At 63.5% G+C, this 25,046-nt stretch carries 19 protein-coding genes; 15 read left to right on the top strand and 4 right to left on the bottom strand.

Annotated elements, in window-relative coordinates; translation table 11 throughout:
- Positions 1-285: 285 nt before the first annotated feature.
- The gene (locus FJ943_RS10780; protein WP_140721383.1) at positions 286-1,827 is read right to left on the bottom strand and encodes a sigma-54 dependent transcriptional regulator; all 1,542 of its coding nucleotides are present in this window, start codon (positions 1,825-1,827) and stop codon (positions 286-288) included.
- A gap of 191 nt (positions 1,828-2,018) precedes the next feature.
- Between FJ943_RS10780 and FJ943_RS10775 the strand changes: the two genes are divergently transcribed.
- The 12 genes from FJ943_RS10775 to FJ943_RS10720 all read left to right on the top strand — a co-directional run bounded on the left by FJ943_RS10775 (position 2,019) and on the right by FJ943_RS10720 (position 16,472).
- The gene (locus tag FJ943_RS10775) at positions 2,019-3,857 is read left to right on the top strand and encodes a M3 family oligoendopeptidase (RefSeq protein WP_181174535.1); all 1,839 of its coding nucleotides are present in this window, start codon (positions 2,019-2,021) and stop codon (positions 3,855-3,857) included.
- 357 nt (positions 3,858-4,214) lie between these two features.
- Positions 4,215-5,024: a proton-conducting membrane transporter gene (locus FJ943_RS10770; RefSeq protein WP_140721381.1), complete on the top strand. Its 810-nt coding sequence runs from the start codon at positions 4,215-4,217 to the stop codon at positions 5,022-5,024.
- 174 nt (positions 5,025-5,198) lie between these two features.
- Entirely contained in the window at positions 5,199-6,341 is a 1,143-nt protein-coding gene (locus tag FJ943_RS10765; protein WP_140721378.1) for an aminodeoxychorismate synthase component I, read from the top strand.
- Entirely contained in the window at positions 6,290-6,952 is a 663-nt protein-coding gene (locus FJ943_RS10760) for an aminotransferase class IV family protein (protein ID WP_140721375.1), read from the top strand. The genes FJ943_RS10765 and FJ943_RS10760 overlap by 52 nt, the downstream gene beginning before the upstream one ends.
- 18 nt (positions 6,953-6,970) lie before the next feature.
- Positions 6,971-7,900: a DUF3445 domain-containing protein gene (locus FJ943_RS10755; RefSeq protein WP_140721372.1), complete on the top strand. Its 930-nt coding sequence runs from the start codon at positions 6,971-6,973 to the stop codon at positions 7,898-7,900.
- 152 nt (positions 7,901-8,052) lie between these two features.
- Complete coding sequence (locus FJ943_RS10750) at positions 8,053-9,498, top strand: homospermidine synthase (RefSeq protein ID WP_140721369.1); 1,446 nt, start codon at positions 8,053-8,055, stop codon at positions 9,496-9,498.
- A gap of 185 nt (positions 9,499-9,683) precedes the next feature.
- Entirely contained in the window at positions 9,684-10,061 is a 378-nt protein-coding gene (locus FJ943_RS10745) for a hypothetical protein (RefSeq protein WP_015315847.1), read from the top strand.
- A 211-nt stretch (positions 10,062-10,272) separates the two neighbouring features.
- Complete coding sequence (locus tag FJ943_RS10740) at positions 10,273-12,381, top strand: bifunctional UDP-sugar hydrolase/5'-nucleotidase (protein ID WP_140721366.1); 2,109 nt, start codon at positions 10,273-10,275, stop codon at positions 12,379-12,381.
- Between the two features lie 211 nt (positions 12,382-12,592).
- Positions 12,593-13,657, top strand: a complete 1,065-nt coding sequence (gene hemH / locus FJ943_RS10735; RefSeq protein ID WP_140721363.1) for a ferrochelatase — start codon at positions 12,593-12,595, stop codon at positions 13,655-13,657.
- A 52-nt stretch (positions 13,658-13,709) separates the two neighbouring features.
- The gene (locus FJ943_RS10730) at positions 13,710-14,921 is read left to right on the top strand and encodes an FAD-binding oxidoreductase (RefSeq protein ID WP_015315844.1); all 1,212 of its coding nucleotides are present in this window, start codon (positions 13,710-13,712) and stop codon (positions 14,919-14,921) included.
- A gap of 121 nt (positions 14,922-15,042) precedes the next feature.
- A complete protein-coding gene (locus FJ943_RS10725; protein ID WP_015315843.1) occupies positions 15,043-15,993 on the top strand; it encodes an SPFH domain-containing protein in 951 nt (316 codons plus the stop codon).
- A 14-nt stretch (positions 15,994-16,007) separates the two neighbouring features.
- Positions 16,008-16,472: an NfeD family protein gene (locus tag FJ943_RS10720; RefSeq protein ID WP_015315842.1), complete on the top strand. Its 465-nt coding sequence runs from the start codon at positions 16,008-16,010 to the stop codon at positions 16,470-16,472.
- Between the two features lie 179 nt (positions 16,473-16,651).
- Here the strand turns inward: FJ943_RS10720 and FJ943_RS10715 are convergent, their stop codons facing one another.
- Positions 16,652-17,653 (bottom strand): KpsF/GutQ family sugar-phosphate isomerase, encoded by a 1,002-nt coding sequence (locus FJ943_RS10715; protein ID WP_140619376.1) that lies wholly within the window; start codon positions 17,651-17,653, stop codon positions 16,652-16,654.
- Between the two features lie 248 nt (positions 17,654-17,901).
- Between FJ943_RS10715 and FJ943_RS10710 the strand changes: the two genes are divergently transcribed.
- On the top strand, positions 17,902-19,677 hold the full coding sequence (locus FJ943_RS10710; protein ID WP_181174534.1) for an outer membrane beta-barrel protein: 1,776 nt from the start codon (positions 17,902-17,904) through the stop codon (positions 19,675-19,677).
- Positions 19,678-19,858: 181 nt separating this feature from the next.
- On the opposite strand, the gene galU is transcribed toward FJ943_RS10710, so the two are convergent.
- The gene (gene galU / locus FJ943_RS10705) at positions 19,859-20,764 is read right to left on the bottom strand and encodes a UTP--glucose-1-phosphate uridylyltransferase GalU (RefSeq protein WP_015315839.1); all 906 of its coding nucleotides are present in this window, start codon (positions 20,762-20,764) and stop codon (positions 19,859-19,861) included.
- Positions 20,765-20,975: 211 nt separating this feature from the next.
- On the opposite strand from galU, the gene FJ943_RS10700 reads away from it, so the two are divergent.
- Complete coding sequence (locus FJ943_RS10700) at positions 20,976-22,199, top strand: lytic murein transglycosylase (RefSeq protein WP_140721360.1); 1,224 nt, start codon at positions 20,976-20,978, stop codon at positions 22,197-22,199.
- 70 nt (positions 22,200-22,269) lie between these two features.
- Positions 22,270-23,460 (top strand): DUF459 domain-containing protein, encoded by a 1,191-nt coding sequence (locus FJ943_RS10695; protein ID WP_140721924.1) that lies wholly within the window; start codon positions 22,270-22,272, stop codon positions 23,458-23,460.
- Here FJ943_RS10695 and FJ943_RS10690 read toward each other — a convergent pair.
- A complete protein-coding gene (locus tag FJ943_RS10690; RefSeq protein ID WP_015315836.1) occupies positions 23,457-24,911 on the bottom strand; it encodes a glutamate synthase subunit beta in 1,455 nt (484 codons plus the stop codon). The genes FJ943_RS10695 and FJ943_RS10690 overlap by 4 nt on opposite strands.
- Between the last annotated feature and the right edge of the window lie 135 nt (positions 24,912-25,046).

Here is a 25,046-nt window from a genome sequence, read left to right as displayed (position 1 = left end):
CAAACGGACGTGTCGTTTTCACATCCGAATATCGATCCTAATGGTTAATCATCGCTTATTGAAGCCAAAATGCGGTAAGACCATGGCGATATCCCGTCAAAAATTGTCCGCAAGGTTTCTTGGTAAACCGCTGGTTTAGATCAGGATTCCGGCTTGGGCCGAACACGATCTGTTACCGCCGGCCTCAATGCGTGAACAATACCCCGTCGAAGCGCCGCCATTATCCGGCGACGGCGCTCTGTCGAACCATATAATGACGAGGGAAACTGGTGCCTGCCTTGCGGCTCAGGAAGCAAGCCTGTCGACGCGGCCGGTTTCCGGGTCGATGCCATATTCCTTGAGCTTGCGGTAAAGCGTCGAGCGACCGATGCCGAGCCGGCGGGCGACCTCGCTCATCTGGCCATTGTAGTGATCGATGGCGAGCTTGATCATTTCGAGCTCGACATCGGCCAGCGCACGCACATTGCCGCGCTCGTCGAGCGCCCGCAGCGTGCCGAAGCGGGCCTGGACCCCGGCCGGCAGCACAGCCGCCGGAGCGGTCTCGTCGGGCACAACGTCCTCGTCGCGCGGCTCCAGCGACGGCGGCGGCGCAACGCTGCTTGCTTCCAACGTGTCGTCCGCGTCGAGATTGACGGTGCCTTCCACCTGCGCGCGGATCTGCGGGAAGTCATCGGCGGTCAACACATCGCCTTCGCACAGCACCGAGGCGCGGAAGACGGCGTTTTCGAGCTGCCGGATGTTGCCGGGCCAGTCATAAGCCTGCAGCACCGCAAGTGCTGCCGCCGAAATGCCTTTCAGCCGATGGCGCGGGTCGGCCGGCGCCACCTTCTCCATGAAATGCGTGACCAGATGAGGAATGTCGTCGCGGCGGTCACGCAGCGGCGGCACGAAGATCGGGTAGACGTTCAGCCGGTAGAACAGATCCTCGCGGAATTTGCCGTCCTTGACCTGTTGCAGGAGGTTGCGGTGCGTCGCCGAAATCAGCCGGATGTCGACCTTGACGGTCGAGCGGCCGCCGACCGGATCGACCTCGCCTTCCTGGACGGCGCGCAGCAGCTTGACCTGTACGTCGAGCGGCAGGTCGCCGATCTCGTCGAGGAACAGCGTGCCGGAATGCGCCTCGACGAATTTGCCGGTGTGCTTGTCGGTGGCGCCGGTGAACGAGCCTTTCTCATGGCCGAACAGGATGGATTCCACCAGATTGTCGGGAATGGCGCCGCAATTGACGGTGACGAAGGGTTTCGAGCGGCGGTCGCCGCTGCCCTGGATGGCGCGCGCCACCAATTCCTTGCCGACGCCCGACTCGCCCTCGATCAGGATCGGGATGTGAGAGGCCGCCGCTTTCTGGCCGAGACGTATCACCCGGTCCATGGCCGGACTGTGGGTGATCATGTCTCTGAAGGTCAGCAGCCCGCCGCGTTTGCGCGACGTGCGCTTGACCTCGCCCTCTACCGCCTCGACCTTGAGCGCATTGGAGATCGAGGCCTGCAGCCTGTCGGGCGAAGCCGGCTTGACGACGAAATCGAAAGCGCCGTGGCGCATCGCCGAAACCACGGTCTCGATGCCGCCCTGCGCGGTCTGCACGATGACCGGCACGCTGATGTCGCGCTCGCGCATCGCCTTCAGCACGCCGATGCCGTCGAGACCGGGCATGACCAGGTCGAGGATCACGACCGAGACATCGCGGGCGCCAGGCCCGTCGAGAACTTCGAGGCCGGCGGTACCGCCATCCACAACGATCGCGGTATGGCCGAACCGCGTCACCGCGGCCTCGAGCAGCCGGCGCTGCACGGGATCGTCATCGACTATGAGTATGGAACCTGTCATGACTGTCTTGCTTCGCCCGCGCCCGAAAACCCCATGGATCATCTTGGCACAGGGTTCTAAATAAGGTTTCAAAAAACCCGGTGAACGAATTCCTTAGGATTTGACCGGCTTCTCCATTCCCGTTGAGTCCGGCTCCGTGATTGCGGCCACGTGATTCAACCCAGGCCATTTGATTCAAAGAAGGTATCTCGATGCGCATGATGTTTGATCGGCGGATTGCAGCGCCAGCGTCCGGTCAGGGCGCTGCCGGGCTTGGCGATCTGCCGGAATGGAACCTCGCCGACCTTTATGCCGGCATGGACGCGCCGGAACTGAAGCGTGACATTGCCAAGGCGGCGGCCGACACCGTCGCATTCGAGGCCCGCTGGAAAGGCACGCTCGCCGCCGAGGCCGGGCGCGGAACTACCGGCAGGCTGGGCGAGGCACTGGCCGCGTACGAGGCGCTCGAGGAACTGATCGGCCGCATCGTCTCCTATGCCGGCCTCGTCTATGCCGGCAATACCGCCGATCCGCAGCGCGCCAAGCTCTATGGCGACATCCAGGAGAAGATGACCGACGCCAGCGCGCATCTGTTGTTCTTCGCGCTCGAGCTGAACCTGATCGACGATGCGGCGATCGAGGGCGCGCTGGCCGCCGATCCCGCCTTCGGGCATTACCGCCCGTGGGTGCTCGATCTCAGAATGGACAAGCCCTATCAGCTCGAGGACCGCGTTGAGCAGCTTTTCCACGAGAAATCGATAACCGGGCGCGGCGCCTGGAACCGCCTGTTCGACGAGACGATGACCGATCTTCGCTTCGATATCGACGGCGAGGAACTGACGCTGGAGCCGGCCCTCAATCGCTTGCAGGATGCCGACGGCGAGGTCCGCCGCCGCGCCTCGGAGGCGTTGGCCACGACCTTCCGCAAGAACCTGCGCACCTTTACGCTGATCACCAACACGCTTGCCAAGGACAAGGAAATTTCGGACCGCTGGCGCGGCTTCGAGGACATTGCCGATTCACGCCACCTCGCCAACCGCGTCGAACGCGGCGTGGTCGATGCGCTCGCCACCGCCGTGCGCGAGGCCTATCCGCGCCTGTCGCACCGCTATTATGCGATGAAGGCGCGCTGGCTCGGCATGGAGGTAATGAACCACTGGGACCGCAACGCGCCCTTGCCGGAGACGCCGCAGGCGGTGATCGGCTGGGATGAGGCCAGGAACACGGTCCTGTCGGCCTATCACCGCTTCTCGCCCGAGATGGCCGAGATCGCGCGCACCTTCTTCGACCGCAACTGGATCGACGCGCCGGTGCGTCCGGGCAAGTCGCCGGGTGCCTTCGCACATCCGACCGTACCCTCGGCTCACCCCTATGTGCTGCTCAACTACATGGGCAAGCCGCGCGACGTGATGACGCTGGCGCATGAACTTGGGCACGGCGTGCATCAGGTGCTGGCCGCCGGCCAGGGCGCGCTGATGGCCTCGACGCCGCTGACGCTGGCCGAGACGGCATCCGTCTTCGGCGAGATGCTGACCTTCCGCTCGCTGCTCGAGCGGACCACCGACCGGCGCGAGCGCAAAGCCATGCTCGCCCAGAAGGTCGAGGACATGATCAACACCGTGGTGCGCCAGGTCGCCTTCTATGAATTCGAGCGCAAGGTGCATGCCGAGCGTCGCAACGGCGAATTGACATCCGACAGGCTGGGCGAGTTCTGGCTGGAGGTGCAGGCCGAAAGCCTCGGACCGGCGATCAAGTTGCGCGAGGGCTACGAGGTGTTCTGGACCTACATTCCGCACTTCATCCACTCGCCCTTCTACGTCTATGCCTATGCGTTCGGCGACTGCCTGGTGAACTCGCTCTATGCCGTCTACCAGAATGCCGAACGCGGCTTTCAGGACAAATATTTCGACATGCTGCGTGCCGGCGGCACCAAGCATCATTCGCAGCTTCTGGCGCCCTTCGGCCTCGACGCCACCGATCCGGCCTTCTGGCAGATCGGGCTCGGCGTCATCGGCGGCCTGATTGACGAACTGGAAACGCTCGACGATTGAGACGCCTCTCGCCCGGCAAGAACAGTTTAGCCGGAATGCATGTTCGGGTCGCGCTTTTCTTGCCCTAAATATTTGTTCTTGAAGAACTCTACATCGACGTTTTCCCATAGCTTTCCGCAAGCTCTATGGTAGCTTTCCGTTTAAGCTCAGCCGGAGCGCATGCGGATCGGCGAGGGAAATCTCAGCCGGCCGTGGCGATCAGGCGAACGCGACAACGGCCGTTGGCCATGGGCAGGCAAAGCCGATCGCCGACAGCTTGACCGAAGCCGGCTGTTCCGCGAACCGCGGAACCATCATCGAGTAGTCCTGCGCCGAAGGCCATGACCCACGGCAGACGGATCTGACTGGAGAGAGACAATGGGCACTTTTTTCTACGTGGTCCTGGCGTTGTTGGTAGGCGTGTTGGTCGGCTGGTTCATCTGGGGGCGCCTGCGCGGTGAGCTCGACAGTCTTCGCGGCGACCTCGATCGCACCCGCAGCGAGCGCGACAAGCTGCGCGCCGACAGCGACCGCCTGACCGGCGAACTCAGTGCATGCGGCAAGAGCCGCTCCGACCTCGAGCGTCAGCTGCGCGAGGCCCAGGCCTCGTCGGGCACCGGCGGAGCAAAGGCGTCAAGTCAGCCACCGGCAGCCCTGATGTCGACGCCAGCCGTTGCAAAATCCGGTGCGGCGGCAGCCAAGCCAGCCGCCGCGAAGGCGGCCCCGGCAAAGGCAGCACCGAAGCCCGCGGCCGCCAAACTCGCAACTGCTTCGGCACCGGCAGCCATGGCTTCGCAGAGCAAGGCTCCGACGACCAAGGCTCCGACGACCAAGGCTCCGACGACCAAGGCTCCGGCGAAGACTTCGACCGTGCCCAAGGCAGCACCCGCTGCAAAGAAGACCGCACCGGCAGCGGCCAAGCCGGCGTCGGGCAAGCCCGACAATCTGCGCCGGTTGATCGGCATCGGCCCAGTCAACGAAAAGCTGCTCAAGGCGCAAGGCGTCACCACATACGCCCAGATCGCCGGCTGGACACCAGCCGACATCAAGCGGATCGAGGAGGTGATGAACTTCGACGGCCGCATCGCGCGCGAACGCTGGATCGAGCAGGCCAAGCTGCTCGCCGCTGGCAACGAGGCCGAATTCGCCAAGCAGTTTCCGACGGCCGGAACCGCCAGCAATACCTGAACGACGGATACAGAGGCCATGCGACCGGCGGCGCCAAGGGCGCCGCCGCTTTCTTTTGTCGGCAAGGTTCGATCCGGCAAAGGTCGGCTTTGAGGGACAGGGTGCCGTTCCCTCGATTGCGCGCGCCCGGCCCCCTATATAGAGCGATCGTCAGCTCCATCGATCCCGGTTCCCATGTCCCTGCCCGCAGCAATTTTCCGCAACGACGAAAGCGCGCGCCAGCTCGTTTTCAAGCGGCCGGCCGATGTCATCGTTGCGCATGAGCCCAAAGACTTCCCGGCGGCGTTGCAAGCGGCGCAGGCCGTGCACGATGCCGGCAAATGGCTGGCCGGCTATTTCTCCTACGAGGCCGGTTACCTGCTCGAACCGAAACTCGTTCCCTTGCTGCCGGGCCGGCGCCGGGCCCCGCTGGTCTGCCTCGGGGTCTTCGATGCTCCTGATGAAGAAGCGGTGCCGCCGCCAAGCACGCCGACCAACGGCCCGATCTTCGACGCAAGGGCAACGTGGTCGTTCGAGGACTACGAGAAGCGGTTCTCGCGGTTGCATCGGCACATCAGGCAAGGCGATTGCTACCAGGGCAACCTGACCTTTCCGGTGCACGCGCAATGGTCCGGCGATCCGCTCGCCGCCTTCGACGCGCTGACCGAACGCCAGCCCGTGAAATATGGCGCCCTGATCGCGCTGGGCGACCCGATCGTCCTGTCGCGCTCGCCCGAACTGTTCTTCGAGATCGATGCGGCGGGGATGATCGAGACGCATCCGATGAAGGGTACCGCACCGCGCGGCGCAACCGCGGACGAGGACGAGCGGCAGAAGAATTTCCTGCGCAATGACGAGAAGAACCAGGCCGAGAACCGGATGATCGTCGACCTCCTGCGCAACGACATATCGCTGATCAGCGAGGTCGGCACGCTGGAGGTGCCAGAACTGTTCCGCATCGAGACCTACCCGACAGTGCACCAGATGGTGAGCGACGTCAGGGCCAAGCTGCTGCCCGGCCTCTCGATACGACAGGTGTTCGCGGCGCTGTTTCCCTGCGGCTCGATCACCGGCGCGCCGAAGATCCGCGCCATGGAGATCCTGCACGATCTGGAGGCCACGCCGCGCGATGTCTATTGCGGCGCCATTGGCTGGATCGCGCCCGGCGGCACGATGCGCTTTTCCGTGGCGATCCGCACCATCTCGCTCTTTGCCAGCGGCGAGGCCGTCTACAATGTCGGCGGCGGCATCGTCTTCGATTCGGTCGCGGAAGAGGAGTACCAGGAGTGTCTGCTCAAAGCCCGTTTCGCGACGGGGACACCGCCGGTTTCGAGCTGATCGAGACCATGCGCTGGGAGCCCGCCTCGGGCTTCCTGCGCCTCGATCGCCATCTTGCCCGCCTTTACGGCTCGGCGGCGGAACTGGGCTTCAGCTATGATCCGCAAAGGGTTGGCGAGGTCCTGAGCGACGCGGTCGATCGATCGCCCGTCGCCATGCGCACGCGGCTCGCCCTGTCGCGCAATGGCCAGGCCAATGCCTCGGCGCAGCCCTATGAACCGCTTGCCGCCGACAAGGTATGGGCGCTGCGGCTGGCGCGGACGAGGCTCGATTCGAGCAACATGCTGCTGCGCCACAAGACCAGCCGGCGGCAGCCCTACACCCATGCCCGCTCCGAATACCTCGTCACCCAGGCCGATGAGGTGCTGCTGGCCAATGAGCGCGGCGAGATCTGCGAAGGCACGATCACCAATGTCTTCGCCGATTTCGGCGACGGCGTGCTGGCAACGCCCCGGCTCGATTGCGGCCTGCTGCCTGGCGTACTGCGCGGCGCGCTTCTGGATGAAGGCCGCGCCAGTGAAGCGATCTACAGCTTGAATGACCTGAAATCCGCCAAGGCGCTGTTCGTCGGCAATTCGCTGCGCGGGCTGATCCCGGCCAAACTAATCTGAAGTCAACTGATCTGAGGCATGACGTCCCTACCCGCCCACACGCCCTATGACGGCTCGTCGAAACTCTTCACCATCGGGCTGAAGCCGCTCGACCCCGCGAACTGGATCGAGGTAGACGGCCATTTGCTGCCCTACCTCGCTAAAAAGCGCCGGCTCTATGCCGAAATCCCTGAACGCGTCTTCGTCGAGCAGGACGGTACGCGTGACGCCCAGCAGGAAGTGCTCGAACTGCTCGGCGCTTACCTGCCGGAAAGATTTCCCGACACCCACCGGCGCAGCGATGCGGGCGTTGCGGTCGTGGGTGCGACGAGCCGTCCCACGATCCCCTCCAGCCTCGCCGGAGCCCCCCTCGTCGCGGCCTCGCTGCTGGTCCAGGAAGACCTGATCCTCATGCGGCGGGGCGAAGATGGCTGGCGGCTCGCGGCGGGTTCGCTGTGCTTTCCCTCGTCCTGGTCGCTTGTCGAAAAATTCGGCAAGCCGCTGCAGCGGATCCACGACCCGGTGCCGGGCTTCGGCCCAGGCACAAGGCCGGCCGATCTGATCAACCGGATGTTCGATGGCCTGCAGGGCCAGGCTGTCGAACGTTACAATTGGTCGATCCAATCAGGCGATGCACTCTACCATCCACTGTCCAATATCGAGCGCATCGACCGCGCCACCAGCCGGCCGACGCGTTTCCCCGACGGTGACGTGAAGACGCACGCCTTCATCCGGGTCGAGCGCCAGACGCTGCGCAAACTGCCCGCCTCACGCGACATCCTGTTCACCATCCGCATCCATCTCGACCCGCTCGCCGTGCTGGCGCGGCACCCGGACCGGGCGACGCTGGCAGCGTCCTTTGCCGCGCAGCTCGAAGCACTCGATGTCGCCCAGCTCGACTACAAGGGCCTGACATCGGATCGCGATCGGCTGATCGCTGTCCTTAACCAAATGGCCAAGGACGCGTAGTCGCTGGTTGGCGCTTTTCGCTGGTTTGTGACAATGATCTGTGATGTAGCGCATGGCCGTTGGGCGAAAATGCCGGGCTTTTGCACGCAGTTGCCCAGCTTTTGAACGCAGTTGCCCGGCTTTTGGACGTAGTTGAAGGAGTGCTCGATAAAATGGCGAACGAAAACTGGCCCGTTTACGGTGAGATCACCGGCCCCGTGGTGATGATCGGCTTCGGCTCGATCGGACGCGGAACGCTGCCGCTCATCGAGCGCCATTTCAAGTTCGACAAGTCGCGCATGACAGTCCTCGACCCGCGCGATACCGATCGCAAGCTGCTCGACGAGCGCGGCATCGCCTTCGTCCAGGAAGCGGTGACCGAGAAGAACTACAAGAAGCTTTTGACGCCGCTTCTGACCAATGGCGGTGGCCAGGGCTTCTGCGTCAACCTGTCGGTCGATACCGGCTCGGTGGACCTGATGCGGCTCTGCCGCAAGCTCGGCGTGCTCTACATCGACACCGTCGTCGAGCCTTGGCTTGGCTTCTATTTCGACGCCAAGGCCGACAACGCCAGCCGCACCAACTATGCGTTGCGCGAGGCGCTGATCAAGGAAAAGCACGACAAGCCGGGCGGCGCCACTGCGATATCCACCTGCGGTGCCAATCCCGGCATGGTGTCGTGGTTCGTCAAGCAGGCGCTGGTCAACCTCGCCACCGATCTTGGCATGGAATTCTCCGAGCCATCGCAGGACGACCGCGAGGGCTGGGCCAAGCTGATGAAGAAGTCCGGCGTCAAGGGCATCCACATCGCCGAGCGCGACACCCAGCGGACCAAGAAGCCCAAGCCGATGGATGTGTTCTGGAACACCTGGTCGGTCGAGGGCTTCATCTCCGAGGGGTTGCAGCCAGCCGAGCTCGGCTGGGGCACGCATGAGACCTGGATGCCCAAGAACGGCAAGAAGCACAAGCATGGCTCCAAGGCCGCGATCTACCTGGAGCAGCCCGGCGCCAACACCCGCGTGCGCTCCTGGTGCCCGACGCCGGGACCGCAATATGGCCTGCTGGTAACGCACAACGAGGCGATCTCGATCGCCGATTTCTTCACCGTGCGCTCCAAGAAGGGCAAGGTTCAATACCGCCCGACCTGCCACTACGCCTATCATCCCTGCAACGATGCGATGCTGTCGCTGGACGAGATGTTCGGTGCCGCCGGCAAGCCGCAGCCGGTGCACCACGTGCTCGACGAGAACGAACTGGTCGACGGTGTCGACGAACTCGGCGTCCTGCTCTACGGCCATGACAAGAATGCCTACTGGTATGGTTCGCAGCTGTCGCTCGCCGAAGCGCGCAAGCTGGCCCCCTACCAGAACGCCACCGGCATGCAGGTCACCTCGGCTGTCCTGGCCGGCATGGTCTGGGCACTGGAGAATCCCGCCGCCGGCATCGTCGAGGCCGACGAGATGGATTACAAACGCTGCCTGGACGTGCAGTCGCCCTATCTCGGGCCGGTCAAGGGCTATTATACCGACTGGACGCCGCTCGACAGACGCCCGGGTCTCTTCCCGGAGGACCTCGACCGCAGCGACCCGTGGCAATTCCGCAACATCCTCGTCCGATAGCAGCACCCGGACCATGCGCCATTGCCTTGCAATCGCCCGGAAATCGGGCGATTGAAGGGAGGCGGCCTGGGGTGGCGATGTGCGTCCGTTGAACGCCTAAAGCATACCCCGGCACTTTGGACGTTCGCGTCAATTCCCAGAAATCGGCCCGATTTCTGGGACGACGCGTTTGGAGAGGATTTCATATGACGATTGCGCGCAAAGTTCTTTCGACGGGCCTGGCGGGCGCCCTTGCCTCGATGCTTGCTGCCTGTGCCACCAGCGGCCCAGATACGCCGCCCATGGCCGCCGCCCCGAAAGGGGTCGAAGGTTCCTGGATCGATGCCAAGGGCACCGGCCTGTCGACCTTCACCGGCGGCACCTTCACGACCGTCGCCACCGACACGGGACAGAAGCTTGCCGATGGCAGCTACACGATGACCGGCGCCACGTCGGTGCAGATCAGCGGCACCTCGCTGATCCGCCAAACCCCGGTAAGCTTCAATTGCCTGATGGTGTCGACCAGCCAGCTCAACTGCACCAGCTCCGCCGGCCAGAATTTCGTGCTGACGCGGCGCACCTGAACTCGGCGAACATTCCAGTCACAAAGAACGGCGGCCCCTCGGCCGCCGTTCTTTTTTGTACCGGCATATCCCGGGTTTCGCGCCTGGAGATACCGCCGCATTTCCGCTTGCGTCGGCCCGAACGCGATGGGAACATGATCGAAAGGCTGGCTGTAATACCCAGTCAAGCAAGGGCGCCAGACGCCTCTGATCAGCCTACCGGGAGACGAAGATGAAGAAGCTTGCCGCCATTGCCGCCCTTTCCGCTTCGACGCTTGGCCTGTCGGCCGGCGCATCCTTTGCCGACTACACACTGAACATCCTGCACATCAATGACTGGCACAGCCGCATCGAAGGCAACAACAAATACGAATCGACCTGCTCGGCCGAGGAGGAGACCAAGGGCGAATGCATCGGCGGCGCCGGCCGGCTGATCACCGCCATTGCCCAGGAACGCAAGAAGCTGGAAGGCCAGAACGTGTTGCTGCTCAGCGCCGGCGACAATTTCCAGGGTTCGCTGTTCTACACGACATACAAGGGCAAGGTCGAAGGCGAGTTCCTCAACGACATGAAGTTCGACGCCATGGCACTCGGCAACCATGAATTCGACGACGGCGAGGCGGCGCTGGCGCCGTTCCTCGACATGATCAAGTTCCCGGTGCTCGGCGCCAACGTCAAGGCCAACGCGCAGTCCAAGCTCGGCGACCGCGTCAAGCCGTCTGTTGTCGTCGAGGTCGGTGGACAGAAGATCGGCATCATCGGCGCCGTCACCAACGACACGCCCGAACTCGCCTCCCCCGGCCCCAACATCAAAATCGAGGACGACGTCAAGTCGATCACGGCCGAGGTCGAGAAACTCAAGGGAGAACGCGTCGACAAGATCATCGCCGTGACCCATATCGGCTACAACAGGGAGCGCGACGTTATCGCCAAGATCCCTGGCATCGACATCGTGGTCGGCGGCCACAGCCACACGCTTCTGTCCAATACCGATCCGAAGGCGGCTGGCCCCTACCCGACCATGGTCGACAACCCCGGCGGCTACAGGGTGCCGGTGGTGCAGGCGGCGTCCTATTCGAAATATCTCGGCGAGTTCAAGGTGGTGTTCGACGACAACGGCGTCGTCAAATCGGCAAGCGGCGACCCGATCTATCTCGACAAATCGATCACGCCGGACCCGGCCGTGCTTGCCCGCATCAAGGAGCTTGGCGCGCCGATCGAGGCCTTGAAGAACAAGGAAGTGGCCGAGACCACCGACGTCATCGACGGCAGCCGCGAAAGCTGCCGCGCCAAGGAATGCGCGATGGGCAATCTCGTCTCCGACGCCATCCTCGATCGGGTCAAGGGACAGGGCGTCGAGATCGTCATTTCCAACGGTGGCGGCCTGCGCGCCTCCATCGACAAGGGCACCGTCACCATGGGCGAGGTGCTGACCGTGCTGCCGTTTCAAAACACGCTGGCGACCTTCCAGATTTCCGGCAAGGACCTGGTCGCCGGCCTCGAAGGCGGGCTCAGCCAGATCGAGGACGGCGCCGGCCGCTTCCCGCAGGTGGCGGGCCTCAAATATTCCTTCGACAGATCGGTCGCACCCAATGCCGGCCGCGTCAAGTCGGTGGAGGTGATGGAAAATGGCGCCTGGACGCCGATAAATCCGACCAAGGACTATTTGGTCGCCACCAACAACTATGTCCGCCAGGGCGGCGACGGCTACAAGGTCTTCGCCGAAAAGGCCAAGAACGCTTATGACTACGGCCCTGGCCTCGAACAGGTCGTGGCCGACTATCTCGGCGCGCACCGGCCCTATACGCCGAAGCTCGACGGCCGCATCACCGAGATCGCCGCGACGACAGCGGCAGCTCCCGCCGCCGAACCAGCAAAGCCGGCGGAGACCGCACCGGCAGCGCCGGCACCGGCCGAGGCTGCCAAACCGGCTGCACCGGCAGCGCCGGCACCGGCCGAGGCTGCCAAACCGGCTGCACCGGCAATGCCGGAATTGCCTGCCAACTCAGGCGATATCGCCAACACGCCGCCAGCCATATCGACGGAAAACGCGCCTGCATCACCGGCCTCGCCGGCACCTGCCGAACCGGCGAAGCCTGCCGAGACCACTCCCGCGCCGGCCACTGCGCCGGCGACGCCCGCGCCCGCCGAGCCGGCAAAGCCCGCTGAAGCCACACCAGCCACCGGCAATCATGTCGTCGTGACCGGCGATACCTACTGGGATCTGGCGAAGAAGGCCTATGGCGATGCGACCAAGTGGAAGCTCATCTATGAGGCGAACAAGGGCCAAAGGCCGCATCGGCTTATGCCGGGCGCGACACTGACCATCCCGGCGAAGTAATTTCGTCCAGCTCCGCCACATCGCCCGCCCGGGGAACCGGGCGGGTTTATATTTCCATGGCCTGATGCATGTCGCCCGGAGGTGTCCTCGATTATCAGAAGCTTACGGCAGGTCGGGCGAATCCTATCCGCCGCGACATGCTGTAAGGTGCGGCCAGACGCGGCATTGAAAGCTCCTGCAGGATCGTTAGGTTCACGTCTCGGAGACCCATATGCCGCTTTCCACTATTGTCGATCCCAAAGCCGCGAAAGCCCCTGGCCCACGACCGGTCGGGCATCCGCCCGTCAAGACCGGCAAGATAGGGGTCATGCTGGTCAACCTTGGAACACCCGACGGCACCGAGTTCAGGCCGATGTGGCATTATCTCAGGGAGTTCCTGTCTGATCCACGCGTTATCGAACTCAACAAGGCGATCTGGTATCCCATCCTCTATGGACTGGTGCTGACCACGCGACCGAAGAAGTCGGGCGCCAACTACGCCAGGATCTGGAACCGGGAGAAGAACGAGTCGCCTTTGCGAACCTATACCCGCGCACAAGGTGAAAAACTGGCCGAGGCGCTACGCGATCTGCCCAACGTGGTCGTCGACTGGGCGATGCGCTACGGCAACCCTTCGACGTCGAGCGTCGCCGAAAGGCTGGTCGCACAAGGCTGCGATCGCATCCTGAGCTTTCCACTCTATCCGCAATATTCGGCGACGACGACCGCCACCGCCAACGACCAGCTGTTTCGCGCCTTGATGAAGATGCGGGCAGCACCTGCCGTCCGCAGCGTGCCGCCCTATTATGATGAGCCAGTCTACAGCGAGGCGCTGGCCAGTTCGATCGAACGGCACCTGGCGACCCTGGATTTCCAGCCCGAGGTGGTCATCGCCTCTTATCACGGCATTCCAAAACCCTATTTTGAGAAGGGCGATCCCTATCATTGCCATTGCCTGAAGACGACGCGGCTGCTGCGCGACAGGCTCGGCTGGGACGAAAGAAAACTGATCACCACCTTCCAATCACGCTTCGGGGCGCAAGAATGGCTGCAGCCCTACACCGACAAGACTGTGGAGAAACTGGCCAAGGACGGCGTCAAGTCGATCGCCATCGTCAATCCGGGGTTTTCAGTCGACTGCATCGAGACGCTGGATGAGATTGGCCGCGAAGCGGCCGAGACCTTCCACCATGCCGGCGGCAAGAACTTCGCCCACATACCATGCCTGAATGACAGCCCTGAAGGCATGGCGGTGATCGAAGCGATGGTACGGCGCGAGCTGTCAGGCTGGACTTGATGCCGGAACAACACCAGCTCCGGAGCGTTGAGCAGCGCCTCCGGAGAACTCAATGCTCCGCAAACTTGACCTCAGCACTGGCCGGCCCGTCTGGTCCGCCTATCGGGCGCCCGCGGTACCGACTGGCAGTCTGACCCGGGACGTCAAGACCGATGTGCTGATCGTCGGCATGGGCATCAGCGGCGCCATGATGGCCGAGGCGCTGACAGCCGGCGCTCACGCCGTGATCTGCATCGACCGGCGTGGCCCGCTGAAAGGATCGACGGCGGCAACAACCGCGCTTGTGCAATTCGAGATCGACCAGCCGCTTTCAACGCTCTCGAGGATGATCGGCAAGGGCCAGGCACGGCAGGCCTGGCGACGCTCCCGGCTAGCCGTTTCCAACCTTGCCGCCCGCATCGCCGAACTCGGCATCAACTGCGGCATAAGCCGCACCCAATCGCTTTATCTGGCTGGCACCGTGCTCGGCCCATCGGAACTCCGGGACGAAGCCGAGGCGCGGCAGATGGCCGGTATCGGCGCGACCTATCTTACATCGGCGCCATTGGCCGGAGCATTCGGCATCGATCGGGGTGGCGCCATCCTGAGCCATGGCAACATCGCGCTCGACCCTCGCAAGCTGACGGCAGGGCTGCTGCTCAAGGCGCTGGAGCGCAAGGCACGTTTATACGCTCCCGTCGAAGCGACGGCGATCGAGGACAGCGCCGATGAGGTGGTGGTGGCAACCACGGACGGCCCCACCATCACGGCACGGCATGTTGTCCTGGCCACCGGTTACGAGCTGATCGACATCGTGCCGGCGGCCGCTCACCGGGTCATCTCGACATGGGCGATTGCGACATGTCCGCAACCACGGAAGCTCTGGCCGGGCGCGGCGTTCATCTGGGAGGCGTCGGATCCCTACCTCTATGTCAGGGCAACCGCCGATGGCCGGGTCATCTGCGGCGGCGAGGACGAGGAATTCCTTGACGAGACGCGGCGCGATAAGCTGATAGCCGACAAAAGCGCCCGCATTGCCGCAAAACTCGACCTGATGTTTCCGCACCTCGACACCCGGCCCGACTTTGCCTGGACCGGCTCCTTCGGCACCACGACCACTGGCCTCCCCTACATCGGCGCCATTCCCAGGCACCCGCGCATCCATGCCGTGATGGGTTATGGCGGCAACGGCATCACCTTCTCGCGCATCGCCGCCGAGATCATCTCTGCTTCCATTGGCGGGCTTGAAGACACGGATGCAAGCCTGTTTGCCTTCAACCGCTGAGTGCATACCCACAAACAATCGCTCATCACCTGATTGTAACGCTCCTGAAACACACTTAAGTCTTTGGTGAAGCCGGTTGCGCGGGAATGGCTCGCGTGGCCTGCCTCTGAGGGAGGGCCAGATGGATTTCAGTGGTTTCGATATTGCGGTCGTTGTTCTGGTGGCGCTTGTCGTACTGGTGCTGTTCAAGGGCATCAAGACAATCCCACAGGGATACAACTATACCGTCGAACGCTTTGGTCGTTACACCAAGACACTGAGCCCCGGCCTGAACCTCATCTTTCCGTTCGTCGATCGCATCGGCGCCAAGATGAACATGATGGAACAGGTGCTCGACGTTCCGAGCCAGGAGATCATCACCCGCGACAATGCCATCGTCGGTGTCGACGGCATCGCTTTCTACCAGATCCTCAATGCGGCACAGGCCGCCTATCAGGTTGCCGGCCTGCAGAACGCCATCCTCAACCTGACGATGACCAACATCCGTACCGTCATGGGTTCGATGGACCTCGATGAGCTGTTGTCGAACCGCGACGCCATCAACGAGCGCCTGCTGCGCGTCGTCGACGAGGCCGCGCATCCTTGGGGCATCAAGATCACCCGCGTCGAGATCAAGGATATCAACCCGCCCGCCAACCTGATCGAATCGATGGGCCGCCAGATGACCGCCGAGCGCAACAAGCGCGCGCAGATCCTGGCCGCCGAGGGCCTCAAGCAGTCGCAGATCCTCGAAGCGGAGGGCCGCAAGGAAGCCGCCTTCCGCGACGCCGAGGCGCGCGAACGCTCCGCCGAAGCGGAAGCCCGCGCCACCCAGGTGGTGTCGGAAGCGATCTCCAAGGGCGACGTCCAGGCACTGAACTACTTCGTCGCCCAGAAATACACCGAGGCGCTGGGTAAGATCGGCACCGCCACCAACAGCAAGATCGTGCTGATGCCTTTCGAGGCATCGTCGCTGATCGGCTCGCTCGGGGGTATCGGCGAAATCGCCAAGGAAGTCTTTCGCAGCGAAGGCACGACCGGCGCGCAAAGGCAGGCGGCACGTCCGCCTGTCGTCAGGCCCTCCGACAACTGAGATAGGCCACTCTCATGATCGACCGCATCGTTTCTGAACTCGGGCCGTGGAACTGGATGGTTCTGGGCTTCGTGCTGCTGGTGGTAGAGGTCATCGCACCGGGTTTCTTCATGCTTTGGATCGGCATCGCCGCTCTGATCGTCGGCGCGGTGTCGCTGCTGATCTGGGATGTCGCCATCTGGACATGGCAGGTCCAGGTGCTGCTATTCCTCGTGCTGTCGCTGGTTTCAGCCTTTGTCGGCAAGAAACTCATGGGCGGACACGACCAGCCAACCGATCAGCCGCTGCTCAATCGCCGTGGCGCCCAGATGGTCGGCAGGATGGCGACGCTCGCCGAACCGATCCGCGACGGTCGTGGCCGCATCAAGCTCGGCGACACGCTGTGGCGTGTCTCCGGCCCCGATCTGCCCGCCGGCACTCAGGTTCGTGTGACAAGCGCCGCGGACACGGATCTGGAACTGACGGTGGAGCGGGTCTGAATTCCAGCGAGTGCCAACGCGCTAAAGTATTGAGATTCAGGTCAGGCCAAGTCGTGAACGATTGGTTTCGGGTCGCTCTTGCGACGAGCAGGGCGGACATTAAGTCCGTGCGCTCCGGCCTATGCCGGAAGCGCAGGAAGCCTTCGCTCGCAGGCCGGCCTCACCTGAAGATCAATATCTTAGGCGGCGCCGATGCGCAGCAGGTCGTGGAAATGCACCACGCCCAGCGGCATGTTGTTCCTGGTCACCACCAGCGCACCGACATTGTGCTCGTTGAGCAGCGCGATCGCAGTGCCTGCAAGCGTCTGCGGGTCGACCGTCTTGGGTGTGCGGGTCATCACCTCGTCGACGATGACGTCGGCCAGGTTGCGGTGCAGGTTGCGCGCGACATCGCCATCGGTGATGATCCCGGCCAACTCGCCATTGGCGTCGACGATCAGCACGCAGCCGACCTTCTTCTGCGACAGCGTCATCACCGCTTCCGGCATCTTGGTGCCGAGCGAAGCCAGCGGCATCTGCTCGCCGACCCGCATGATCTCGGAGACCATGGTCAGGTTGGCGCCGAGCTGGCCGCCGGGATGGAAGGTGCGGAAATGGTCCGGCGTGAAGCCGCGCGCCTCGAGCAGTGCGATCGCCAGCGCATCGCCGATGACCAGTTGCAGCAGCGTCGACGTCGTCGGCGCCAGGCCGTGCGGGCAGGCTTCCGGGGTGCGCGGCAAAAGCAGCACGACGTCGGCCGCGCGCGCCAGCGCCGAGGTTTCTCCGGAGGTGATGGCGATGAGTGGAATGGAGAAGCGCCTGGAATAGGCGACGATGCCCATCATCTCCTTGCTCTCGCCCGACCATGAGATCGCGATGATGGCGTCGTCCCTGGCGATCATGCCTAGATCGCCGTGATTTGCCTCGACGGGATGGACGAAGAAGGCCGGCGTGCCGGTCGAGGCCAGCGTCGCGGCGATCTTCGAACCGATATGGCCGCTTTTGCCGACACCGGTGACGATGAGCCGGCCCTCGATCTTCGAGATCGTCTCGACGGCCTGGGCAAAGGGTGCCGCCAGTCCGTTCTCAAGCGCCTCGGCAAGGGCCGCGATTCCCGCCTGTTCGGTTGTTACCGTTCTCAGCGCCGATTCGATCGACGCTTGCCTGTCCAGAGGCTTCTTATCGAGAGATCTCGCATGCATGGGTGATGCGATTAGCGCTTTGCCGCCCGCCTGTCCAACAGAAATGGCCTCTGCATGACGGCCGGATGTGTGCGGTCGTTGGGGACGACGACAAGGATCAAATGGAAGGCACGACGCAGACCCGCATTGTCGCCCGCGGAAATCCGCGTTTGGAGCCAGTGGCGCGCGCGACCTCAACCCTCCGTTAACCATCCCCATTTACGGTTCGGTAAGTATGGCGCGCGTGCGCCGCGCAGGCAGTGGTGGCGATGTCCGGGGTCCAGCCAGAAAAATTGAGAGGACGACAGGGCAAGGCGATCTGCGCCTTGCTGCTGGCGACCAGCATCCTTGCCTTGCTGCGTTCCACGCCACTCCATGCCCAGGAAACGGAATTGCGCGGAGAAGTGTCGGAATCGGCGATCCTGTCCGACCAGCAGCGCAAGGCGAGAAACCTGGTTCTTGCACAGCAAGCGGCGGCCAACGCGGCCGCGCAGGACAATGCGCCGGCGCGAACCTATCTGCCGGCCAGCGCCGGCGCCGTGCCTGACGACGCGGACGCCGCGAACTCGACCACCAGCGTCTTCGACCCGCCCCAGGCCAGCGACGATGCCTCTGCCGACGCGCCCACGCCGCCCAAGCCACGCCGCGCTTCGACCGCCAGGCAGAATGCGGCCGACAAGGCAAAGGACAAGGTCGCCGACAAAAAGAAGAAAAAAAAGAACACCATGGCGGCTACGGATCCAACCACCACCGCCACGACGGCCGCGACGGACGACACCGCCGATATCGCGGCGGATCAGGAAGCGGCCAATCGCCGTGCACTCACCATCGACAGTGCGGACAAGCAGAAACTCGACCCCGGCGCCGAGCGCACCGCTGCAATCGAGGGCCAGAACAAGAAACCCGAGGACGATCCGTTCGCCGCAACCGGCGTCAAATGGGGCTCCTTCATCATCCGGCCGACCATCGAACAGGGGCTGACGGCGACGACGAACGGCGATTCGAGCAGTGCCGGCACATCAGCGCTGCTGTCCGAGACGGCGCTTCGCTTTACCGCCGCTTCCGACTGGCGTGAAAACGCCGCGACCATCGACGGCTACGGAATTTTCCGTGAAACCGTGTCGGGCTACCCGGTTCACGACGCGCAGGGCCGCATCGAAGGCCAGCTCAATGTCGACCTCGACAATGACTTGCGTGCCATCGCCAAGCTCGGCTACGAAGCCGTGCCGGAATCCGCGTCCTCGCCCGATGCCATCGCTGGCGTCAGCACCCAGCCGCTGCGGCAGACCATCGACGGCAGCATCGGCGTCGAAAAGGCCGTCGGCAAGATGCAGTATACGTTGACCGGGGCGGTCTCGCACGACTTCTATGGTGACGCCAAGCTCTCGGACGGCACCTCGCTGTCGCAGAAAGATCAGGACAATACGCTCTACACTGCAACCTTGCGCACCGGCTACGAGATTTCCCCCGCGCTCACGCCCTTCACCGAGATCGAGGTCGGCCGCCGGGCCTACGACCAGCGCATCGACAATGAAGGCTTCGAGCGCTCCTCGACGCGTCTTGGCGCCCGCGCCGGCTTGCAACTCGACATGGGCGAGAAGCTGTCGGGCGAATTCTCGGCCGGTTGGCTCAGAGAGGCGATCGACGACAACAGCCTGGAAGCGATTTCGGGGGCCACCCTCAATGCCGACCTCAAATGGTCGCCGCAGCGCGGCACCACCATCGGCTTGACCGGCAAGACCACCGTCGAGACCACGACCACATCGGGCGAAAGCGGCGATATCCTCTACTCCGGACGCCTGACGGGCGAGCGCGTGATCCGATCCAATCTTACCGCGAATGCGGCGTTGGGCCTGGATTGGCGCGATTATGTCGGCATTGACGGCCATGACAGGATCTTGAGCGCCGAGGCCGGGCTGACCTGGTGGCTGAACCGCTATGCGGGCCTCACCAGCAGGGTAAGGACCGAAAAGCTGACCAGTAACCTGCCCGGCCGCGACTACACCGCCAACAGCATCTTCGTCGGCGTGAAGGTGCAGCGCTGAAGGCGTGTGCGCCAAGGTATGGCGAGAGTCAGGGTCGGGCCGAGTCGAGAATGGCTGATACCGAGAACCGCAGCGGAGCGTACTTTATGTACGTGAGCACAATTCTACTGCGACGCAGTAGAACTGGGAAGCGTAGGAGCGGCCATTCGCAGGCCGGCATCACCTGAATATCAGGCATACCCTAGAAGGCTGCCCCGCGCCGTTCTGATGGCTTCATCTCGTCGAGCAGCGTGCGGATGACGCCGGCCATGCTCTGGTTCATGTCGTTGCGCCACAGCGCGAAAGCGACATTGGCCTCGACGAAACCTTCCGGCGAGCCGCAATCGAAGGTGCGGCCCTTATAATGGTAGCCGTAGAAGGCCTGCTGCTTCTCCAGCTTCAGCATCGCGTCGGTCAGCTGGATCTCGTTCCCGGCGCCCTTTTCCTGGCCTTCCAGAATCCTAAAGATCTCGGGCTGCAGGATGTAGCGGCCGTTGATGTAGAGGTTGGACGGCGCGGTGCCCGACTTCGGCTTCTCGACCATCTCGGTGATGCGGAAGCCGTGATGCGTGTCTTCGCCGCGCCCGACGATGCCGTATTTATGAGCCTCCGCCGGGTCGCATTCCTGCACCGCGATGATGTTGTTGCCGGTCTCCTCGTAGAGCTCGACCATCGCCTTCGTGCAGCTCTTTTCCGACTGCATGATCATGTCGGGCAACAACAGGGCGAACGGCTCGTCGCCGACCAGTTCGCGCGCACACCAGACGGCATGGCCAAGACCCATCGGCACCTGCTGGCGGGTGAAGCTGGTCTGCCCCGGTGCCGGCTGCAGCCGCTGCAGGCGGGCAAGCTGCTCGTCCTTGCCGCGTTGTGCCAGCGTATCATAGAGTTCGAACTGGATATCGAAATGGTCCTCGATGACCGCCTTGTTGCGGCCCGTGACGAAGATGAAATGCTCGATGCCCGCCTCGCGCGCCTCGTCGACGACATACTGGATGACTGGCCTGTCGACGACGGTCAGCATCTCCTTGGGAACAGCCTTGGTGGCCGGGAGAAACCGCGTGCCGAGACCGGCGACCGGGAAAACTGCCTTGCGAACTCTCTTCATAGTTTAAATTATCCGTTTGCTGGCCAGCTCCGCAATCCCCATCCCCCGACATTTTCACGCCGGAATTGAAGATTAGTGGGACGGCTGAGGGAAACTCCCGCCGGTTAAAGCATCGAGGTGTCTTTTCGTTCCAGCCGACGCCTATGGTAAACTAATTCCTAACCCGGTTCGGCGAAGAATGGTCTTTCCTGGGACAGAGAAGGAGGAAAAGATGTCCGTTCGCAATGCCGCAAAACGTTTCGCCAGCGTCATGACGGCGGCCAGCCTCTCGCTCGCTTTGCTTGTCCCCACCGGGCCGGCCTTCGCCGACGCCGGTTTCCGGCAATGGGTCGCCGGCTTCCGCGCCACCGCCGTGGCGGGTGGCGTTTCCGGCGCCGTTTACGACCAGGCTTTCCGGGGCATCAACGAGCCCGATCCGGTGGTGCTGGAAAAGGCCCGCACCCAGCCCGAATTCACCGCGCCCGCCTGGGATTATTTCGACAACCGCGTCCATGACCAGTCCGTCGCCGTCGGGCAGCAGATGGCGAAGAAATGGAAGCCTTGGCTGGACAGGATCGAGGCGAGATTCGGCGTCGACCGCTACGTTCTCCTGGCCATCTGGTCGATGGAATCGAACTATGGCGAAATTCTCAAGCGCGACGACATCATGCGCAACGTCATCCGTTCGCTGGCGACTTTGGGTTATGGCGACGCGAAACGGTCGAAATACGCCCGCACCCAGCTGGTAGCGGCGCTGAAGATCCTGCAGACCGGCGATATCGACGAAAGCCACCTGATGGGCTCCTGGGCGGGCGCCATGGGCCAGACCCAGTTCATCCCGACCAGCTACCAGCACTATGCCGTCGACATGGACGGCAATGGCAAGCGCGACATCTGGAATTCCATTCCCGATGCGCTGGCGACATCAGCCAATTTGCTCAAGAAGAATGGCTGGCAGGCCGGCAGGACCTGGGGCTACGAGGTCGCGTTGCCAGCCGGCAAACTTCCCGCCGGGTCGAAGACCCTGGCGCAATGGCAGGCGCTCGGCGTGGGCCGCGCCAGCGGCAAGCCGTTCAAGAACCTCACCGACAAGGCAACGCTGAAAGTGCCGGACGGCCGTGGCGGGCCGGCCTTCCTGATGGTCAGGAATTTTTCGGTCATCAAGGCCTACAACAATGCCGACAAATACGCGCTCGCCGTCGGTCTGCTTGCCGATGAGATCGCGGGTGGCAGCGGCCTGGTCCAGGATTGGAACCGGCCTTTTACCAAGCTCAGCTTCGAGGAACGGCAGGAGTTGCAGAAGCGACTTTCCCAGCACGGCCTTTACGACGGCAAATTCGACGGCAAGATCGGCGACGGCTCGAAGACGGCCATCATGGCTTATCAGGCCAAGGTTGGCTTGACCCAGGATGGCTATCCGAGCTTGGAAGTGCTGAAATGGCTCAGGCAGAAATAGAGCCTGACGAAGTTGAGTAGGGAGGGAGCGATTGGTTTGGCCTACGCGCATCGGGACGTTCGTCCGTCGCATGCCGGTGCTGATCCTGGCCTTCGCCGTGCTCGCCATTGCCGTGGCCGGAGCCGTCCACGCCCCAGCCATGGCGCAGGAACAGCCGCAGCAAAGCCGGGGCTGGTCATTGCGCGACCTTCTGTTTCCGCGCCGCAGCGAGCGGGTCGAGCCGCCACAGGACATCCAGAAGGCGAGACCTAAGCCGAAGAAGAAACCGCGTGCGCCTCGCCCACCAGAGGAGCCGGCAACGCCCGTGGTCGAAAAAGCGCCGGACGCCCGCACCGTCCTGGTGGTCGGCGACTTCATGGCGGCCGGCCTCGCCGAGGGTCTGGACGAAGCCTTCGCCGAGAATACCGGCGTCAGGATCGTGGTCCGCAGCAATGGCTCGTCAGGCTTCGTGCGCGATGATTTCTACAACTGGCCCGAACAGATCAAATCGCTGATCGACACCGAAAAACCCGCCGCGGTGGTCGTCATGCTCGGGTCGAACGACCGCCAGCAGATGAAGGTCGGCGACGTACGCGAACAGCCCCGCTCCGAAAACTGGACGAAGGAATACGAGCGCCGCACCGATGAGCTCGGCAAGGCAATCGCCACCGCCAAGGTGCCTTTCCTGTGGGTCGGCATGCCGGCCTTCCGGGTGCCGAAGATGACCTCCGACATGCTGGCCTTCAACGACATCTACCACAAGGCCGCCGAAAGCCACGGCGGCGAATTCGTCGATGTCTGGGACGGCTTCGTCGACGAGAACGGCGCCTTCGTCACCTCTGGCCCCGACATGAACGGTCAGCCGGTGCGACTGCGCGCCGATGACGGCATCAACGTGTCCAAAGCCGGCAAGCGCAAGCTCGCCTTCTACACCGAAAAGCCGCTGCTTAAGATCCTTGGACTGGCCGCGCCGGGAAGCGTGGCACCGACGACGGCGCCCGCGGGCGCACCGGTCGAGACCCCCGCTCCAGCGGCCGCGCCTATCGTCATCGATCGCACCCAACCTATGCTGCTCAGCGATCCCGCGCTCGACGGCGGCACAGAATTGCTCGGCGCCGCCCCACCGCCGAAGGCCAATCCGGCTCTTCCTGGCGAAAGGCTGGTGATCGAGGGCAAGGCGCCGGAGGCTTCCCCAGGCCGCGCCGACGACTTTTCCCGGCCGCTGAAGGCAAGTCCGGCGACAGCGTCAGCGTCCGACACCACCACGGCGGTCAGCCCTTAACGCGGCAGGACGGTCGTCCCCATCAGCGCCTCGTCGATCGAGCGTGCCGCCTGGCGGCCTTCGCGGATCGCCCAGACGACCAGCGACTGGCCACGGCGTACGTCGCCCGCCGCGTAGAGCCGGTCGACGCTCGTCCTGTAATCGCGGTCATTGGCCTCGACATTCCTGGAACGGCGGCTGTCGGTGGTGATCTTCATCTCCCCCTCGAGTTCCGCCGCAACGCCCGCCATCGCCGGGCCAGCAAAGCCGATGGCGATGAAGGCGAGATCGGCGCGGATGACGAATTCAGTGCCGGCGATCGGCTTGCGCTTGTCGTCGACCTCGCAGCACTTCACGCCTGTAAGCTGGCCTTCCTCGCCGATGAATTCGAGCGTCGCCACCTGGAATTCGCGTTCGGCGCCCTCGGCCTGCGAGGACGAGGTGCGCATCTTGGTCGCCCAGTAGGGCCAGACGGAGAGCTTGTCTTCCTTCTCGGGCGGCTGCGGACGGATGTCGAGCTGGGTGACGCGCACCGCACCCTGGCGGAAGGCGGTGCCGACGCAGTCGGACGCGGTGTCGCCGCCGCCGACGACGACGACGTGCTGGCCACCGGCGATGATTGGATGCGACGGCCATGCCACCGACTGGATCGGTTCGCCGCCGACGCGGCGGTTCTGCTGCACCAGATAGGGCATCGCGTCATGCACGCCGCCGAGATCGTCGCCGGGAATACCGGCAGCGCGCGGCGTTTCCGAACCACCGCAATAGAGCACGGCGTCATGTTCGGCGAGGAGTTCAGCCACCGGCTTGTCGATGCCGACATTGACGCCGCAATGGAAGGTGACGCCCTCGCCCTGCATCTGTTCGATGCGCCGGTCGATATAATGCTTCTCGATCTTGAAGTCGGGGATGCCGTAGCGCATCAGCCCGCCGGGGCGGCTCTCGCGCTCATAGACATGCACGTCGTGACCGGCGCGGCCAAGCTGCTGGGCGGCCGCCATGCCGGCTGGGCCGGAGCCGATGATGGCGACCCGCTTGCCGGTCTTCTTCTCCGGCGGATAGGGCCTGATGTGGCCGGTCTCGTAAGCCTTGTCCGCGATCGCCTGCTCCACCGTCTTGATGGCGACCGGAATGTCTTCGAGGTTCAGCGTGCAGGCTTCCTCGCAAGGCGCGGGGCAGATGCGGCCGGTGAACTCCGGGAAATTGTTGGTCGAGTGCAGGTTGCGGATCGCGTTGTCCCAGTCTCTGTTGTAGACGAGGTCGTTCCAGTCGGGGATCTGGTTGTGGATCGGACAGCCCGTTGGCCCATGGCAGAACGGAATGCCGCAATCCATGCAGCGCGCGGCCTGTTTCTCGACTTCCTTGTCTGACATCGGCAGCGTGAATTCGCGGAAATGCCGGATGCGGTCGGAGGCCGGCTGGTACTTGTGCACCTGCCGGTCGATTTCGAGAAAGCCTGTTACCTTGCCCATAGTCCAGTTCCTGCTGTCCAGATGGTGCGGTTTTCGCCGCACCCGTTAACCTCTTGAGGCAGCCGTGGCAACCTTGAGCCCGAGGTCAAACTGTCGATGAAGGGGCCGGGAAGCCTGGGCCCCCCGGCAATTCTC

The sequence above is a fragment of the Mesorhizobium sp. B2-3-10 genome (assembly GCF_006442275.1).
GTDB classification, from domain to species: Bacteria; Pseudomonadota; Alphaproteobacteria; order Rhizobiales; family Rhizobiaceae; genus Mesorhizobium; species Mesorhizobium australicum.
Note: the sequence above shows the minus strand (reverse complement) of the source record. Positions and strands in the feature narration are given on the sequence as shown.